General features: G+C 40.8%; 19 protein-coding genes. All 19 read left to right on the top strand.

What is annotated here, in order from left to right; translation table 11 throughout:
* The first annotated feature begins 9 nt into the window (after nucleotides 1-9).
* From fliF to flhB, 19 genes are read left to right on the top strand one after another with little or no spacing between them, the layout of a single operon-like run.
* Nucleotides 10-1602, top strand: coding sequence for a flagellar basal-body MS-ring/collar protein FliF (gene fliF, locus KFQ09_RS01725; RefSeq protein WP_017359091.1), 1593 nt, complete (start codon nucleotides 10-12; stop codon nucleotides 1600-1602).
* A gap of 11 nt (nucleotides 1603-1613) precedes the next feature.
* Nucleotides 1614-2630 (top strand): flagellar motor switch protein FliG, encoded by a 1017-nt coding sequence (gene fliG / locus KFQ09_RS01720; protein ID WP_008344808.1) that lies wholly within the window; start codon nucleotides 1614-1616, stop codon nucleotides 2628-2630.
* On the top strand, nucleotides 2623-3387 hold the full coding sequence (gene fliH, locus KFQ09_RS01715; protein ID WP_008344806.1) for a flagellar assembly protein FliH: 765 nt from the start codon (nucleotides 2623-2625) through the stop codon (nucleotides 3385-3387). Before fliG ends, fliH begins: the two co-directional genes overlap by 8 nt.
* Nucleotides 3384-4700, top strand: a complete 1317-nt coding sequence (gene fliI / locus KFQ09_RS01710; RefSeq protein ID WP_008344803.1) for a flagellar protein export ATPase FliI — start codon at nucleotides 3384-3386, stop codon at nucleotides 4698-4700. Before fliH ends, fliI begins: the two co-directional genes overlap by 4 nt.
* Nucleotides 4701-4708: 8 nt before the next feature.
* Nucleotides 4709-5152 (top strand): flagellar export protein FliJ, encoded by a 444-nt coding sequence (fliJ, locus tag KFQ09_RS01705; RefSeq protein ID WP_024720352.1) that lies wholly within the window; start codon nucleotides 4709-4711, stop codon nucleotides 5150-5152.
* Nucleotides 5153-5164: 12 nt separating this feature from the next.
* Nucleotides 5165-5851 (top strand): MotE family protein, encoded by a 687-nt coding sequence (locus tag KFQ09_RS01700; RefSeq protein WP_017359089.1) that lies wholly within the window; start codon nucleotides 5165-5167, stop codon nucleotides 5849-5851.
* Nucleotides 5852-7177, top strand: a complete 1326-nt coding sequence (locus tag KFQ09_RS01695) for a flagellar hook-length control protein FliK (RefSeq protein ID WP_017359088.1) — start codon at nucleotides 5852-5854, stop codon at nucleotides 7175-7177.
* The gene (gene flgD, locus KFQ09_RS01690; RefSeq protein WP_017359087.1) at nucleotides 7177-7620 is read left to right on the top strand and encodes a flagellar hook assembly protein FlgD; all 444 of its coding nucleotides are present in this window, start codon (nucleotides 7177-7179) and stop codon (nucleotides 7618-7620) included. The genes KFQ09_RS01695 and flgD overlap by 1 nt, the downstream gene beginning before the upstream one ends.
* A 21-nt stretch (nucleotides 7621-7641) precedes the next feature.
* On the top strand, nucleotides 7642-8433 hold the full coding sequence (flgG, locus tag KFQ09_RS01685; protein WP_017359086.1) for a flagellar basal body rod protein FlgG: 792 nt from the start codon (nucleotides 7642-7644) through the stop codon (nucleotides 8431-8433).
* A gap of 37 nt (nucleotides 8434-8470) precedes the next feature.
* Entirely contained in the window at nucleotides 8471-8686 is a 216-nt protein-coding gene (locus KFQ09_RS01680) for a swarming motility protein SwrD (RefSeq protein ID WP_008344794.1), read from the top strand.
* On the top strand, nucleotides 8683-9111 hold the full coding sequence (gene fliL / locus KFQ09_RS01675) for a flagellar basal body-associated protein FliL (RefSeq protein ID WP_007499592.1): 429 nt from the start codon (nucleotides 8683-8685) through the stop codon (nucleotides 9109-9111). Before KFQ09_RS01680 ends, fliL begins: the two co-directional genes overlap by 4 nt.
* Before the next feature lie 32 nt (nucleotides 9112-9143).
* Nucleotides 9144-10142, top strand: a complete 999-nt coding sequence (gene fliM, locus KFQ09_RS01670; protein WP_008354483.1) for a flagellar motor switch protein FliM — start codon at nucleotides 9144-9146, stop codon at nucleotides 10140-10142.
* Nucleotides 10132-11253, top strand: a complete 1122-nt coding sequence (gene fliY / locus KFQ09_RS01665; RefSeq protein WP_007499588.1) for a flagellar motor switch phosphatase FliY — start codon at nucleotides 10132-10134, stop codon at nucleotides 11251-11253. Before fliM ends, fliY begins: the two co-directional genes overlap by 11 nt.
* Nucleotides 11254-11280: 27 nt before the next feature.
* A complete protein-coding gene (locus KFQ09_RS01660; RefSeq protein WP_007499584.1) occupies nucleotides 11281-11643 on the top strand; it encodes a chemotaxis protein CheY in 363 nt (120 codons plus the stop codon).
* Between the two features lie 18 nt (nucleotides 11644-11661).
* Nucleotides 11662-12321: a flagella biosynthesis regulatory protein FliZ gene (gene fliZ, locus KFQ09_RS01655; RefSeq protein ID WP_046343533.1), complete on the top strand. Its 660-nt coding sequence runs from the start codon at nucleotides 11662-11664 to the stop codon at nucleotides 12319-12321.
* Nucleotides 12314-12979, top strand: coding sequence for a flagellar type III secretion system pore protein FliP (gene fliP / locus KFQ09_RS01650; protein WP_007499580.1), 666 nt, complete (start codon nucleotides 12314-12316; stop codon nucleotides 12977-12979). The genes fliZ and fliP overlap by 8 nt, the downstream gene beginning before the upstream one ends.
* Before the next feature lie 16 nt (nucleotides 12980-12995).
* Nucleotides 12996-13265 carry a flagellar biosynthesis protein FliQ gene (gene fliQ, locus KFQ09_RS01645; RefSeq protein ID WP_003211206.1) on the top strand — a complete coding sequence of 90 codons (270 nt, stop codon included), beginning with the start codon at nucleotides 12996-12998 and terminating at the stop codon, nucleotides 13263-13265.
* A 6-nt stretch (nucleotides 13266-13271) separates the two neighbouring features.
* On the top strand, nucleotides 13272-14051 hold the full coding sequence (gene fliR, locus KFQ09_RS01640; protein ID WP_007499578.1) for a flagellar biosynthetic protein FliR: 780 nt from the start codon (nucleotides 13272-13274) through the stop codon (nucleotides 14049-14051).
* Nucleotides 14048-15136 carry a flagellar biosynthesis protein FlhB gene (gene flhB, locus KFQ09_RS01635; protein ID WP_007499576.1) on the top strand — a complete coding sequence of 363 codons (1089 nt, stop codon included), beginning with the start codon at nucleotides 14048-14050 and terminating at the stop codon, nucleotides 15134-15136. The genes fliR and flhB overlap by 4 nt, the downstream gene beginning before the upstream one ends.
* The last annotated feature ends 23 nt before the right edge of the window (nucleotides 15137-15159 follow it).

Raw genomic sequence — 15159 nt, 5'->3', positions numbered from 1 at the left:
GGGGTTAAGATGAATCGTACTTTAATGCAATTAAGAACAAAAACAGTTGAGTTTTGGCGAAATCGATCAAAATTACAAAAAATACTCATGATTGGCGGCGTAGCTGCCCTAGCAATCATTATTACGGTTGTTAGCATCTTTGCTTCTTCTGAAAAAATGGTTCCGTTGTTTAGAGATTTGTCTGAGGCAGAAGCAGGACAAATCAAACAGGAACTGGATGGCAAAAACGTTAAATCGGAACTTGCAAATAACGGAACGACTATTTTAGTTCCAGAAAAGCAAGCAGACACTTTAAAAGTCACACTCGCATCAGAAGGACTTCCTAAAACGGGGAATATTGACTACTCCTTCTTTGCGAACAATTCCGGCTTCGGTTTAACAGATAATGAATTTGATGTTCTGAAAGTAGACGCAACTCAGACAGAACTATCCAATCTGATCAACACGATTGATGGGATTAAAGATTCAAAGGTTATGATTAACCTGCCAAAAGATTCCGTTTTTGTTGGAGAAGAGCAAAGTAATGCATCAGCATCAATTGTGCTGCAAGTTCAACCAGGCTACACGCTTACTCAGCAACAAGTAAAAGGCCTTTATCATCTTATTTCAAAAAGTGTGCCGAATTTAAAAACAGAAAACATTGTCATTATGGACCAAGATTCCAACTACTATGACTTAAACAGCAGCTCAGATTCCTATGCAAGTGGAATGGATGCACAGCAGCAGAAAAAAGAGGAGATTGAAAAGAATCTTCAACGAAAAATTCAACAGCTGCTTGGAACGATGATGGGTCAAGAGAAAGTTGCCGTATCGGTCACTACAGACATTGATTTTACTGAAGAAAAAAGAAAAGAAGATCTTGTCGAACCAGTTGATCAAGAAAACATGCAAGGAATTGCTGTCAGCGCTGAAAAGATTGCTGAAACTTATTCAGGTAATGGCGCAGCAGCTGGAGGCACCGCTGGAACAGGTGACGATGATGTCACAAATTATCAAGGTGCCGATGGAACGAATGGAAGCGGAGATTACGAAAAGAGCGAAGATCGTATCAATTATGAAGTCAACCGCATTCATAAAGATATCAAAGAAAGTCCTTATAAAATCAGAGACGTTGGCATTCAGGCACTAGTTGAACCGCCTACTGCAAACGATCCGAACTCATTAACTGCTGAAAGGCAGGATGATATCAAAAAAATTCTTTCAACCATCATCAGTACATCGATTGATAAAGAATACACAAACGGTCAAGCACTCACTCAAGCTGACTTAGATAACAAAATCGTTTTATCTGTATCAAAATTAGACGGTAAACAGCAAACGGCAGCAGAAAACCCTTCAAACAATATTCCGATTTGGGTTTATATTGTTGGCGGTGTGCTACTACTCGCCATTATCGCTCTCATCATTCTTCTCGTACGTAAGCGAAGAAAAGAAGAGGAAGAAGAGTTTGAGTTTGATGAACGTACACCAATCCATGTTCCTGATATCGATACTGAGCCAGAAACAGAAGAAATGGTGAGAAAAAATCAGCTTGAAAAAATGGCAAAAGATAAACCAGAAGACTTTGCTAAATTGCTACGCAGCTGGCTGTCCGAGGATTAGGAGGAATACACATGTCGAGAAAAGATCCAAATCGACTAACAGGCAGACAAAAAGCAGCAATCCTAATGATTTCCTTAGGGCTAGACGTGTCAGCATCTGTATACAAACATCTGTCTGAAGACGAAATAGAAAAATTAACATTAGAAATTTCAAATGTAAGAAGTGTAGATACTGCTAAAAAAGATGAGATCATCGAAGAATTTCACAGCATTGCCATCGCGCAGGACTACATATCACAAGGCGGCCTTATGTACGCAAGACAAGTGCTTGAAAAAGCGCTTGGTGAGGACAAAGCGGACAGCATCTTAAATCGCTTAACATCCTCACTTCAAGTGAAACCATTTGATTTTGCTAGAAAGGCTGACCCAGAGCAAATTTTAAACTTTATCCAGCATGAGCATCCACAAACCATTGCGCTCATTCTTTCCTACCTAGATCCAGTACAGGCTGGACAGATTTTATCTGAGTTAGGCGAGGAAGTACAAACCGAGGTTGCAAGAAGAATTGCTTTAATGGACCGCACATCTCCAGAGATCATCAATGAGGTGGAACGTATTCTTGAACAAAAGCTTTCTTCAACCTTTACGCAAGATTATACCCAAACGGGCGGAGTCGAAGCGGTAGTTGAAGTCCTGAATGGTGTAGACCGTGCAACGGAGAAAACCATTTTAGATACACTGGAAATTCAAGATCCTGAGCTTGCTGATGAAATTAAGAAACGTATGTTTGTCTTTGAAGACATTGTCACTCTTGATAGCAGAGCCATTCAGCGCGTGATTCGAGATGTTGAAAATGACGATTTACTACTTGCACTCAAAGTGGCAAGCGAAGAAGTCAAAGAAATTGTCTTCCGCAACATGTCGCAACGTATGGTCGAAACGTTCAAAGAAGAAATGGAGTTTATGGGACCTGTTCGGCTTAGAGATGTCGAGGAAGCACAGACTCGTATTGTCAGCATCGTAAGACGACTTGAAGAGGCTGGAGAAATCGTCATAGCTCGAGGTGGAGGAGACGATATCATTGTCTAGGATTATCAAACATGAAACATCTGTTATTCCTGAACAAGGCCGTCAAACCATTCCCTTGCAGCAAGTGGAATTCAAAAGAGAACATCACGAAGAAGAGCCTGTCAACGAAACAGAAGCATCTCAACTTGTATTAAGTGATGCACAAGATGAAGCAAGCCGCATTTTAGAACAAGCAAATCGTGAGCTGGAACAAACAATGGCTGAAATCAATCAGCGGCGAGCTGATTTTGAAGCAGAAAGAGTACAGCTCATTGAAGAAGCGAAACAAACAGGATATCAAGATGGTTTTCAAAAGGGCGAAGCAGATGCGAATTTACAGTATCAATCGATTCTTGATCAAGCGAATGACATTGTCAGCCTTGCAAAGCAGGACTATGAAGCAAAAATCGAAAGCTCTGCTGAAGAAATTGTCGAACTTGCCTTTGAGCTCGCTAAACGAGTATGGAATGCAGCTGAGGACACAAAAGAACAATTTTTAACGCTAGTGAAGCAGGTCATTTCAGAAGTGAAAGAATATGACGATATTTCCATCTATGTCGACCCTGCACATTACGAACATGTGATGGAATATAAAGACGAATTAAATAGAATCCTTCAAAAGAATACACATCTTGCCATTTACTCGGATGAAAAAGCACCAAAAGGTACTTGTTACGTCGAAACAAGCTTTGGAAAAGTGGAAGCGAGTGTTGATACCCAAATGAATCAGTTAAAAGAAAAGTTATTAGAAGTCATTGATTCAGGTGATCACAAATGAACATAGATGTGCTAAAAGAAACGATTGAAACCGCCGATCCTTATAAACGTTTTGGTAAAGTCAATCGAGTTGTTGGACTGATGATCGAGTCCAAGGGGCCAGAAAGCTCAATCGGTGATGTATGTCTGATTCACAAAAAAGGGAGTAAGAATCATCCGATCAAAGCAGAAGTCGTTGGTTTTAAAGATGAAAACATTCTGCTCATGCCCTATGTAGAAGCCTCTAACATCTCACCAGGCAGTCTTGTTGAAGCAACAGGTGAGTCGTTAAAGGTCAAAGTAGGAACTGGTTTAATCGGGCAGGTTGTTGATGCCTTCGGTGATCCACTGGATGGCAGCATGCTTCCTAAAGGACTTGCACCTGTCTCAACAGAACAATCTCCTCCAAACCCGATGGACAGACCGCCTATTCGTGAAAAAATGGGCGTTGGTGTCAGAGTGATCGACAGCTTGCTCACAGTCGGCACTGGTCAAAGAATTGGCATATTCGCGGGAAGCGGTGTTGGTAAAAGTACCTTGATGGGGATGATTGCCAAGCAGACAGAAGCGGATCTCAATGTCATTGCACTTGTTGGAGAGCGTGGACGTGAAGTTCGCGAGTTTATCGAAAAAGATTTAGGAGCTGAAGGACTGAAGCGTTCGATTGTTGTTGTCGCAACTTCAGATCAGCCCGCACTGACAAGATTAAAAGCAGCCTATACAGCAACAGCTATTGCCGAATATTTCAGAGACAGAGGAAAAAATGTCATGTTTATGATGGATTCTGTCACAAGGGTCGCCATGGCACAGCGGGAAATAGGACTTGCAACCGGTGAACCGCCAACAACAAAAGGATATACGCCTTCAGTGTTCGCTATACTGCCAAAATTGCTAGAACGAACTGGTACAAATCAACTTGGTTCCATCACAGCGTTTTACACAGTGCTTGTTGATGGTGACGATATGAATGAGCCGATCGCTGATACAGTGCGGGGGATTTTAGATGGTCACATAGTACTTGATCGTGCACTGGCCAACAAAGGACAGTTCCCAGCTGTCAATATTCTGAAAAGTATCAGTCGTGTCATGAGTAATATCGCAAGTCATGATCACAAGGAAGCGGCTAACCGGTTCCGCCAGCTTTTATCCACATATCAAAACGCTGAAGACCTCATTAACATTGGAGCATATAAAAAAGGCTCCTCTAAAGATATTGATGAGGCCATGCAAGCTTACCCACAACTGATTTCATTTTTGAAGCAGGACGTTGAAGAGGCTGTATCGATTGAAGACAGCGTGAGGATATTGCTCAGTTTGATGAATAGAGAGGATTGACAAAAACAGTGAGATATCAATACAAATTTCAAAAGCTCTTAGAATTGAAAGAAAGTGAAAAAGACAAATCACTCGCAGCGTATCAACAATCCGTTTCGGCATTTGAGCAAGCCGCTGAAAAACTCTATGAAAATATGAGTAAAAAAGAGCTAATGGAAAAGAGCAAAGAAGAAAAGCTGAGAAGTGGGATGAGTGTTCAAGAAATGCGTCATTACCAGCAATTTGTGACGAACTTAGATAACACCATTCATCATTATCAGCAGCTTGTGATCATGAAACGCCATCAAATGAATGAAAAACAATCTGATTTAACAGAAAAAAATATTGAGTTTAAAAAGTTTGAAAAAATGAAAGAAAAGCAATTTGAAAAGTTCTCCCTTGAACATAAGGCAATTGAAATGAAAGAAATGGATGATATCTCTATCAGCCAATTCATGTTTCAAGGACATTAGGAGTCGAGATGAATGCCTAAGAAGGAAAAAACAAAGGAATCAAGTGGCGGCGGTAAATTTCAATGGATCTTGTTTATTGTCATTATCCCATTGGTTGTGCTTGTGATCGTGACGGGCACAATCCTTTATATGGCGGGTTATGATCTAAAGAAACCGCTCCAAAACATTCCGGGGATTAGCAGCTTGGTTGGATCAGATGACACATCAAAAACGTCATCTTCAAATAACGATCAACGTGATACAGAGTTGAAAGCGTTGAAAAAGACGATTAAAGAACAAGAGAATGAACTTGAAATTGCTCAAAAAGACTTGAAGACAAGTGATGAAGAGATTAAACGATTGAATCAAAAAATCAATTCACTTGAAAAAACATCTGATAAAGAGAACACGTCAGCAAGTGACAGTTCATCAAACAGTACATCATCAAGTAATAACGCATCAGGATCTTCCTCTGATTCGTCAGCATCTTCTAATCAGCAATCAAAAGGAAAGGTCGCCAGCATTTATGAAAGCATGGATGCAGGGAAATCTGCCAAAATTTTATCAGAGCTAAGTGATAAAGAAGCTTTGAAGATCCTTGAAGAGCTGAGTAAAAATAAGCTGACGGACATATTAGCAAAACTGACACCTCAGAAGGCAGCAACGTTCACGAAGGAGCTTGCCAAAAAAGAAGAAAGTGAAAATGGGGGTGGACAATAAGTGAAGCTATTGGACATTGGAGCCTTACAGCAATCTTCCCAAAGTCTCTCGGGACTAAAGGGAGAGGGGGCAGTATCTGCTCGCGGCCTGTTTAAACAATTGTTAAATGGCGCAGGTATTCAAAGTGGTCCAGCTATTTCTCAGCCAGCGGAAATCACTCTATCCATGAATGATGCGATGCAAATCATTGAAAGATGGATGCAATCACCTGAAGAAGGAATAGATGGAGATCTTCTTGCGGCACTTCAGGCGCTGCAAGGTCAAAAGCTTGAAGGGGCTGACTTAAAGTCACTTGAAGAGCTATTTCAAAAGATGGAATCGGTTATCTATGGCGATCAGGATGAGAAGCCAGTTGCTGAACATAGTGAACAGCTCATACAAGTCCACTTTTTCTTATATCAAATACTGAATCAGCAGCCGGTGAGCTTTGATGCAAAACTTGTACAGGATATTCAAGCAAAAGGTGAAGATTTCATCAAGTTTCTAACGAAAAACGGAGCAGATGAAAAGCTCATTCAACAAGTAAAAGAGCAGTTCTTCTCGCAAGGATCGGCACCTAAGCTGAATAATATGTCGCAAAGCGAGCTGAAACACTTTAATCAGTTAATCGATCATATGATGGCGAATGCGAAAGGGTCAGATAAAGAATGGAAAATTTCCTTAGGAGAGTTAAAAGAAATGGTTGCTCCAAGGCAAGAATCTTCCTTCTCATCTCCAGCAAAAGGTGCTGCCTCACTTGAATGGCTTATGAAGAAAGAAGTCATCAAAGGTCAAGGCACTGCGGCACCTGCTTCTGAAAAAACAATCACCCATACGCTGCTTCCAGGGCATAAACAGTTTTTCCAACTGCAATCAGCTGCTCCTATGCAGCAGACGCAAACAACTGACGAAAAGCCAGGCACGGTTGATCAGCAGATTTTAAATACGTGGAAACAAATGAAGTTCACACCATTTGGCAATTCAAGCGGACGGTTTACCGTACGATTAAATCCAGAAAATCTCGGGTTTATTACCATCCAGCTAACGAAACAAAACGGGATGTATGCGAGTAAAATTACAGCTTCAACGCAAGCAGCTAAAGAGCTGCTCGAGCATCATCTGCCGCAACTCAAGCAGGCGCTACCGAATATGTCGGTTCAAGTTGACCGTTTCCATATACCGCTTCAGTCAAATGAGCAGCCGTCTTTTGGACAATTTAATGAGGAAGGCAAGCAGCAGCCATCAAAAGGACAAAGTTTCCAGCAGCCTGATGAACAGGAAGCTGAATTCCAAGATGTACTAGATGCGCTTGTTGGATCAGAAGAAGAAGAAGAGGAGGAGATCTAATGGCAACTGTTGATGCGACGAATAGAACAGCCGCACAAGCGGACACTTCTTCAAACGCAGCAAAGAAAACAGATACACTTGGCCGAGATCAGTTCTTGAAAATCTTGCTTACGCAGCTTCAAAACCAAGATCCGACAAACCCGATTGATGACCGTGAGTTTGTCACACAGCTTGCAACATTTTCTTCTTTAGAACAGCAAATGAATATGAATGAATCAATCACCAAAATGAATCAGATCATGTCTACATTTGTTGCACACCAAGATCCATTTACGACATATGTAGGCTGGATTGGTAAAGAAGTAGCGGGTAAACAAGATGATAAAGACATATCTGGCACTGTGAAGTCTGTGAAAAACATAAACAATGAATACTTCCTATATTTAGAAGATGGAACGAAAATCAGCCCTTGGGACGTTACAACTGTTGGAGAAAAATCGTAAGCAAATCGAGGAGGAAAATAAATGTTACGCTCACTTTACTCAGGAATTAGTGGAATGAAAAACTTCCAATCAAAATTAGATGTTGTAGCCAACAACGTAGCCAACGTCAACACACACGGATACAAAAAAAGCCGTATCACGTTTAAAGATATGGTCAGCCAAACCATTGGAAGTTCTGGTGGGCCAACGAACAACTCTGGTTCAATCAACTCAAAGCAAATTGGTTTAGGGTCATCTTTATCTTCAATCGATAAAATCATGTCAGCGGGATCTTCTCAAAATACAAATGAACCTTACGACTTCTATATCAATGGAGATGGGTTTTTCCGTATTGAAGTTCAAGGAGAAGTTCTTTATACAAGAACAGGAAATTTCGACACTGATTCAGAGGGAAGCTTAGTCACCCCTGATGGAAATTATCTACTTGGAATGAATGGACAAAAGATAACGATTCCAGACGGTGTTTCAAGTGTAAGTGTTGGTCCAGATGGAACGATTTCGGTTGTTGAAAACAATGTATCAAGAACCGTTGGTCAAATATCACTCGTATCTTTCCGTAACGCAGGAGGGCTAGACAAAGTTGGTGACAACCTTTACCGCCAAACGTTAAGCTCAGGTGCTCCAAGTAATCCAATCGTACCAGGTGAACAAGGAACGGGCGTCGTCCAAACAGGTAAACTTGAAATGTCAAACGTTGATTTAACAGATGAGTTTACAGAAATGATTATCGCACAGCGTGGATTCCAATCGAATGCAAAGACGATCACAACATCTGATGAAATTCTGCAAGAACTTGTGAATCTGAAACGATAGGAGGTAGGAGGAGCGGTTTATCGCTTCTCTGCTTAATATGATTGAAGTGACAAGATTAAATGGCAAAGGATTTATGCTCAACGCTCTCCATATCGAGCAAATCGAAAGCTTTCCAGACACGACCATTACACTCGCCAATGGAAAGAAATTCGTTGTGAAAGAAGATGAAGAGCAGCTTCAGGAGAAAATCATTTCTTTCTATAGAAAAATCCAAGTCATTTCATTGAATCAAGGAATAGAGGAGTTTGAATGAAGAAGAAATTAGTCGTAGTAATGCTAATCATGATTATTGCTATCGTCGGAATTGGAGCAGGTATTGTCTTTCTGGTGAATGGGTCAGACGAAGCAAAAGCAGAAAAAGAGCCAACAGCAGATGAAGTCGTAAAAGCTTCTGTTGAAATTCCTGAGATTGTGACCAATTTAAAATCTGAAGGAAATGCGGTCAAACTTGTACTAAATATTGAAACAGATTCAGAAAAAGCCAAAGAAGAGCTTGAAAAAAGAAGCTTCCAAGTGAAGGATGCTGTGATCGACATTTTATCAGACACGAATGCAGATGAACTTGATGGCAAAAAAGGCAGAGAACATTTTAAAACACAGGTCAAAAACAAAGTGAATAACTATTTGCAAGATGGCAAGGTGAAAGAAGTTTATATAACCTCCTTTAATCTGCAATAGAGGCGATTAATTGACACGATGGAGGTGAAGAAATGTCAGGAGAAGTGCTTTCCCAGAATGAGATCGATGCATTATTATCCGCCATATCAACAGGCGAAATGGATGCAGAAGAGCTGAAAAAAGAAGAAACGACGAAAAAAGTGAAAGTGTATGACTTTAAACGTGCACTGCGCTTTTCAAAAGACCAGATTCGAAGTTTAACAAGAATTCATGATAACTTCGCTAGACTGCTTACCACACACTTTTCAGCGCAGCTAAGATCATATATTCAAATTTCTGTCAGCTCGGTTGACCAAGTGCCATATGAAGAATTTATTCGTTCGATTCCTAATATGACATTATTAAACTTATTTTACGTCAGCCCGCTTGAAGGAAGAATCATGCTTGAAGTGAACCCAACGATTGGCTATGCCATGATGGATAGGCTGATGGGTGGGATTGGCATTAGTCATAATAAGACAGAATCACTGACAGAAATCGAAACAAAGATTATCTCAAACATGTTTGAGGGAGCTTTGGAAAACTACAGAGAAGCGTGGCAGTCCATAACCGACATCGAGCCAGAAATGGCAGATTTCGAGGTAAATCCCCAGTTTGTTCAAATGGTGTCACCAAACGAAACAGTTGTCGTCATTTCTCTTAATACACAAATTGGTGAGGTAAGCGGGGTTATTAACCTCTGTATTCCTCACGTAGTATTAGAGCCTATTATTCCGAAGCTGTCTGTACACTACTGGATGCAATCGGAACGAAATGAACCGAAACAAGAAGAAACAAAGGCCATTGAAAAACGGATTATGACGGCGAAAATACCGGTAGTCGCAGAGCTTGGACAATCGGAAATGACGGTGGAAGAGTTTTTGAATTTGGAAATTGGTGATTGTATTGCCTTGGACAAACCAGTAAATGCGCCTCTTACTGTTATGGTCGGAAATAAACCGAAATTCTTGGGACAGGCCGGCCGCGTGAATCGGAAACAGGCGATTCAAATTCTAGATCACGACATAAGAGGTGAAGAAGATGGAGAATAACGGAAGTAAATTATCACAAGATGAAATCGATGCGCTCCTTAAAGGAGGCAGCAATGACGATATAGAGCCTGATACACTCCTTTCTGCAATGGAACAAGATGCCATTGGGGAAATCGGAAATATATCATTTGGAAGCTCTGCAACAGCACTTTCAACCCTATTAAGTCAAAAAGTGGAGATTACAACTCCAACTGTCACAGTGATTCAAAAAAGCAAGCTGAATGAGGAATTTCCTCATCCGTATGTCGCAATTGAAGTGAATTATACGGAAGGCTTCAGCGCTAGTAACTTGCTTGTCATCCAGCAAACCGATGCGGCAGTCATTGCGGATTTAATGATGGGCGGAGATGGAACAAATGCTGACCCGTCGTTAAGTGAAATTCACTTAAGTGCAGTACAAGAAGCGATGAACCAAATGATGGGTTCAGCAGCGACGTCCATGTCAACAGTCTTTAATAAAAAGATTGATATTTCTCCGCCTCGCGTTGAGCTGCTTGATGTGAAAGAAGGAGAAGGCACAGACCGCATTCCAGCTGAAGAGATGCTTGTCAAAGTGTCCTTTAGATTAACGATAGGTGAACTCATAGATTCAAATATTATGCAGCTTTACCCTATTACGTTTGCGAAAGATTTGATTGCAGAATTAACAGACCCAGCGGAAGAAGAGCCGGTTCAAGAAGCACCTCAGAGTGCACCTGAACCACAGCAGGCTGCTCCGCAAGCACAATCTGCTCCTATGCAGCAATCGGCACCGCCGAAAAGACAGGCGAAGCCAAAGCCGGCAGAACCTGTCAATGTGGCGCCAGTTGAATTTGAGGCATTTAGTGAGCCTCAGCATACAACAAGTCAGCTCGGTAATCTTGATATGCTGATGGATATTCCACTTTCCATTACAGTGGAGCTTGGAAGAACGCAGCGCAGTGTGAAAGAAGTACTTGAACTTTCCGCTGGAAGTATCATTGAACTGGACAAACTTGCAGGTGAGCCAGTCGACATTCTGGTCAACAAACGAATCGTCGCCAAAGGAGAAGTTGTTGTCATTGATGAGAACTTTGGTGTACGTGTGACTGACATTTTAAGTCAGTCTGAAAGACTTTCTAATTTAAAATAAACAAACATATAGGGAGAGAATAAGTAAATGGCTACTAAGGTATTAATCGTAGATGATGCAGCATTCATGAGAATGATGATTAAGGATATTCTTGTAAAAAATGGATTTGATGTAGTAGGAGAAGCAGAAAACGGCGCACAAGCTGTTGAAAAATATAAAGAAACATCTCCTGATCTAGTCACAATGGATATCACAATGCCAGAAATGGACGGGATCACAGCATTAAAAGAAATTAAACAAATCGATGCTTCTGCAAAAATCATTATGTGCTCAGCGATGGGACAACAATCAATGGTTATAGATGCCATTCAAGCAGGTGCAAAAGACTTTATCGTGAAGCCATTCCAGGCAGACCGTGTACTTGAAGCAATTAATAAAACGTTAGGCTAAAAAAGGGTGTAAGACTTGTTGAAAAAACGTTTGATATTTATAGCAATGATCAGTTTTATGCTTTTCTTGACAGCGCAGCCCGCCTCACTGTTTGCTGAAACAAAAGATCCTGAAAATGGCATGGTGAATGATTGGATCAAAGATGAGAAAGAAAGCAAAAAGGATACAGAAAAGAAAACCACTGACAATCAAACGAATCCGGCAGAAGAAGTTCCCTCTTCTTCTGTCTCCATTATGGATTTTGTCAAAATGATTGGTGCCTTACTTTTTGTCATCCTGCTCATTTACGGATTGGTGAGATTTGTTGGAAAGCAAAACCGCTTACTCAAGCCATTTCGCTATGTTGAAAATATTGGCGGAACGACGGTTGGTCAAAATCGTTCAGTTCAGCTAATCAAAGTGGGCAAACGAGTGTTAGTTGTTGGTGTAGCAGACTCAATCCATCTGCTAAAAGAAATCGATGATGAACAAGAATGCGAAGCGATTGTGAAACAATACGAAGAAGCGATGGAAAGTAAGACTGACTTACCGAAAATGATGCAAAAATTGACATCGCAAGTGAAGAAACACGATCAGCCGACCACTTCTTCTTTTTCAGCCAATTTAAAGGCGCAGCTAGCCGAATTGAAAAAGACCCAATCAGAAGTCAGAAAGAAAGGCCCGAAACAAAATGAATGAGTTTATCGATTTATTTAATTCCAGTGGCGCAGGGAATATTAGCACATCTGTCCGTCTTCTTTTATTGTTAACTGTATTTTCAGTTGCACCAGGCATTCTGATTTTAATGACCTGTTTTACACGGATTGTGATTGTTCTTTCGTTCGTCAGAACATCACTTGCAACCAACTCAATGCCGCCAAACCAAGTGCTTGTAGGACTTGCTTTGTTTCTCACATTTTTTATTATGGCACCCACGTTCTCAGAGATTAATAAAGAGGCACTCACGCCGCTTTTAAATGATGATATTACGTTAAATCAGGCCTATGAAAAAGCCGAAGTGCCAATTAAAGAGTTTATGAGTAAACATACGAGACAGAAAGATTTGGCTTTATTTCTTAGTTACGCAAAAATGGATACCCCTGAATCGATTAAAGATATTCCCTTAACGGCGATGGTACCAGCATTTGCAATTTCAGAATTAAAGACGGCATTTCAAATTGGTTTTATGATTTTTATTCCATTTTTAATTATTGACATGGTGGTCGCAAGTGTCCTGATGTCGATGGGGATGATGATGCTTCCGCCGGTTATGATATCGCTCCCTTTCAAAATATTGTTATTTGTATTAGTTGATGGATGGTATTTGATTGTTAAATCTTTGCTGCAAAGCTTTTAGAGTAGGTGCTTAAAACATGAGTTCAGAATTTGTCATTACGATGGCTGAAAGATCAGTGTATGTTGTTTTACTTGTCAGCGGGCCGCTTCTTGCGCTCGCACTAATCGTGGGACTAATTGTCAGTGTGTTTCAGGCGACAACCCAAATCCAAGAACAGACGCTTGCGTTCATTCCAAAAATTGTTGCAGTGCTCATTGGACTTGTTGTGTTTGGTCCGTGGATGCTTTCAACAATTGTGTCATTTACAACAGAGCTGTTCTCGAATTTAGATCGATTTGCAGGTTAATCAGAGATGTCAATCATAGAATTATTTCCTGCCTTTCTTCTCGTTTTCATTCGGATCACCGCTTTTTTTGTGACAGTGCCGCTATTAGCGCATCGAACGATACCAGCAGTTCACAGAGTTGGTTTTTCACTGTTTTTGGCTGTCATTAGTTTTAGCACCATTAAAGAACCGCCAGCACTCGATATCGACGGTCTTTACATGATGCTTGCCGTGAAAGAAGCAATGGTCGGACTTCTTCTTGGACTGATTGCATATATCATGGTGTCCGCAGTTCAAATTGCCGGCTCATTCATCGATTTTCAAATGGGTTTTGCGATCGCCAATATTATTGATCCACAAACAGGGGCGCAAACGCCGCTGATGGGGCAGTTTTTTTATACGGTGACCTTGCTGCTGATGCTGGCAACAAATGCACATCATTTGCTGCTTGATGGAATCTATTACAGTTTTCAATATATTCAAGTTGATCAGTATGCACTGAACTTCGGTAGTGAATCCTTTGCTTACTTTATTGCAAAGAGCTTCAACCAAATGTTCATCATAGCCTTTCAAATCTCAGCACCTGTTGTGGCTAGTTTGTTTTTAGTCGATTTGGCATTAGGAATTGTGGCACGTACAGTTCCGCAAATGAACGTATTTGTCGTTGGACTTCCCATTAAAATGGGCGTGAGTTTTATTATGATCATCATTTGTATGGGTGTCATCTTCGGGGTCGTCCAAAATACATTTGAAACGATTGTGCTCACCATGAGGAATTTCTTAGCATTGGTCGGTGGTTCGTCATGACGACAAGACTTAGACTCGACTTGCAATTTTTCGCAGGTGAAAAAACAGAAAAAGCAACACCGAAAAAGAGACGGGATTCACGTAAAAAAGGGCAGGTTGCCAAAAGTACCGACGTCAATACAGCCATCTCATTTCTACTAATCTTTTTATCATTCTTTTTTATTGGGCCTTTTATGAAAGAGCGTATTATTGCGCTCATTGAACGTTTTTATTCAACAACGATGCTAATGAAGGTTAGCACATCTAATATTCACCAGTTATTCTTGGAATTGCTTCAAGAGACAGGTCTCCTCCTCATGCCAATTCTTGGTGTTGGGATGCTGGCAGGGATCATCAGTAACTATTTACAAGTTGGATTTCTCTTTTCAACTGAAGTGATCAAGCCCAAATTAGAAAAGCTTGATCCAATCAAAGGGTTTAAACGAATATACAGTATTCGAGCACTCGTTGAGCTATTAAAATCCATTTTAAAAATTGGTTTTGTTGGTTTTGCGACATTTATCGCTCTATGGATGCACTTTGACGAAATCTTGCGGCTCCCTCTACTCACTGCAGAGGAAACCCTTCATTTCGTGGCAAATATGACCTTGATTATGGGGCTATATGCAGCAGGTGCTCTTCTGATCTTAGCCGGGCTTGACTACATGTATCAGAAATTTGATTATGAAAAAAACTTACGGATGTCTAAACAAGACATCAAAGATGAGTATAAAAAATCAGAGGGTGACCCGCTCATAAAATCAAAAATTAAACAGCGGCAAAGGGAAATGGCCATGAGACGGATGATGCAGGAAGTCCCAAAAGCGGACGTCATCATTACAAACCCGACCCACTACGCAATTGCCTTGAAATATGACGAAGAAAAGATGGACGCGCCGTTTGTTGTGGCAAAGGGAACAGATATTTTGGCTTTGAAAATTAGAACAATTGCGAAAGAACACGATGTCATGACTGTAGAGAACCGGCCGCTCGCCCGTGCTCTCTATGATCAAGTGGATATCAACCAAGCGGTGCCGGAAGAATATTTTAAGGCGATCGCAGAAATTTTGGCTTACGTATATAAAACGAAACAAAAGATTTTATGAATTTTTGGTTTTAAAAGGAGAGA

Source organism: Bacillus sp. FS02 (genome assembly GCF_024398395.1).
Classification (GTDB): Bacteria; Bacillota; Bacilli; order Bacillales; family Bacillaceae; genus Bacillus; species Bacillus altitudinis.
Note: the sequence above shows the minus strand (reverse complement) of the source record. Positions and strands in the feature narration are given on the sequence as shown.

Bases quoted from the DNA above. Each gene is read 5' to 3' on its own strand.
- flgD (WP_017359087.1), top strand. From the start codon at position 7,177: ATGGCAACTGTTGATGCGACGAATAGAACAGCCGCACAAGCGGACACT.
- KFQ09_RS01660 (WP_007499584.1), top strand. From the start codon at position 11,281: ATGGCTACTAAGGTATTAATCGTAGATGATGCAGCATTCATGAGAATG.
- KFQ09_RS01700 (WP_017359089.1), top strand. From the start codon at position 5,165: ATGCCTAAGAAGGAAAAAACAAAGGAATCAAGTGGCGGCGGTAAATTT.
- fliF (WP_017359091.1), top strand. From the start codon at position 10: ATGAATCGTACTTTAATGCAATTAAGAACAAAAACAGTTGAGTTTTGG.
- fliP (WP_007499580.1), top strand. From the start codon at position 12,314: ATGAATGAGTTTATCGATTTATTTAATTCCAGTGGCGCAGGGAATATT.
- flgG (WP_017359086.1), top strand. From the start codon at position 7,642: ATGTTACGCTCACTTTACTCAGGAATTAGTGGAATGAAAAACTTCCAA.
- fliY (WP_007499588.1), top strand. From the start codon at position 10,132: ATGGAGAATAACGGAAGTAAATTATCACAAGATGAAATCGATGCGCTC.
- fliL (WP_007499592.1), top strand. From the start codon at position 8,683: ATGAAGAAGAAATTAGTCGTAGTAATGCTAATCATGATTATTGCTATC.
- fliR (WP_007499578.1), top strand. From the start codon at position 13,272: ATGTCAATCATAGAATTATTTCCTGCCTTTCTTCTCGTTTTCATTCGG.
- fliM (WP_008354483.1), top strand. From the start codon at position 9,144: ATGTCAGGAGAAGTGCTTTCCCAGAATGAGATCGATGCATTATTATCC.
- flhB (WP_007499576.1), top strand. From the start codon at position 14,048: ATGACGACAAGACTTAGACTCGACTTGCAATTTTTCGCAGGTGAAAAA.
- fliQ (WP_003211206.1), top strand. From the start codon at position 12,996: ATGAGTTCAGAATTTGTCATTACGATGGCTGAAAGATCAGTGTATGTT.
- fliG (WP_008344808.1), top strand. From the start codon at position 1,614: ATGTCGAGAAAAGATCCAAATCGACTAACAGGCAGACAAAAAGCAGCA.
- fliI (WP_008344803.1), top strand. From the start codon at position 3,384: ATGAACATAGATGTGCTAAAAGAAACGATTGAAACCGCCGATCCTTAT.
- KFQ09_RS01680 (WP_008344794.1), top strand. From the start codon at position 8,471: ATGATTGAAGTGACAAGATTAAATGGCAAAGGATTTATGCTCAACGCT.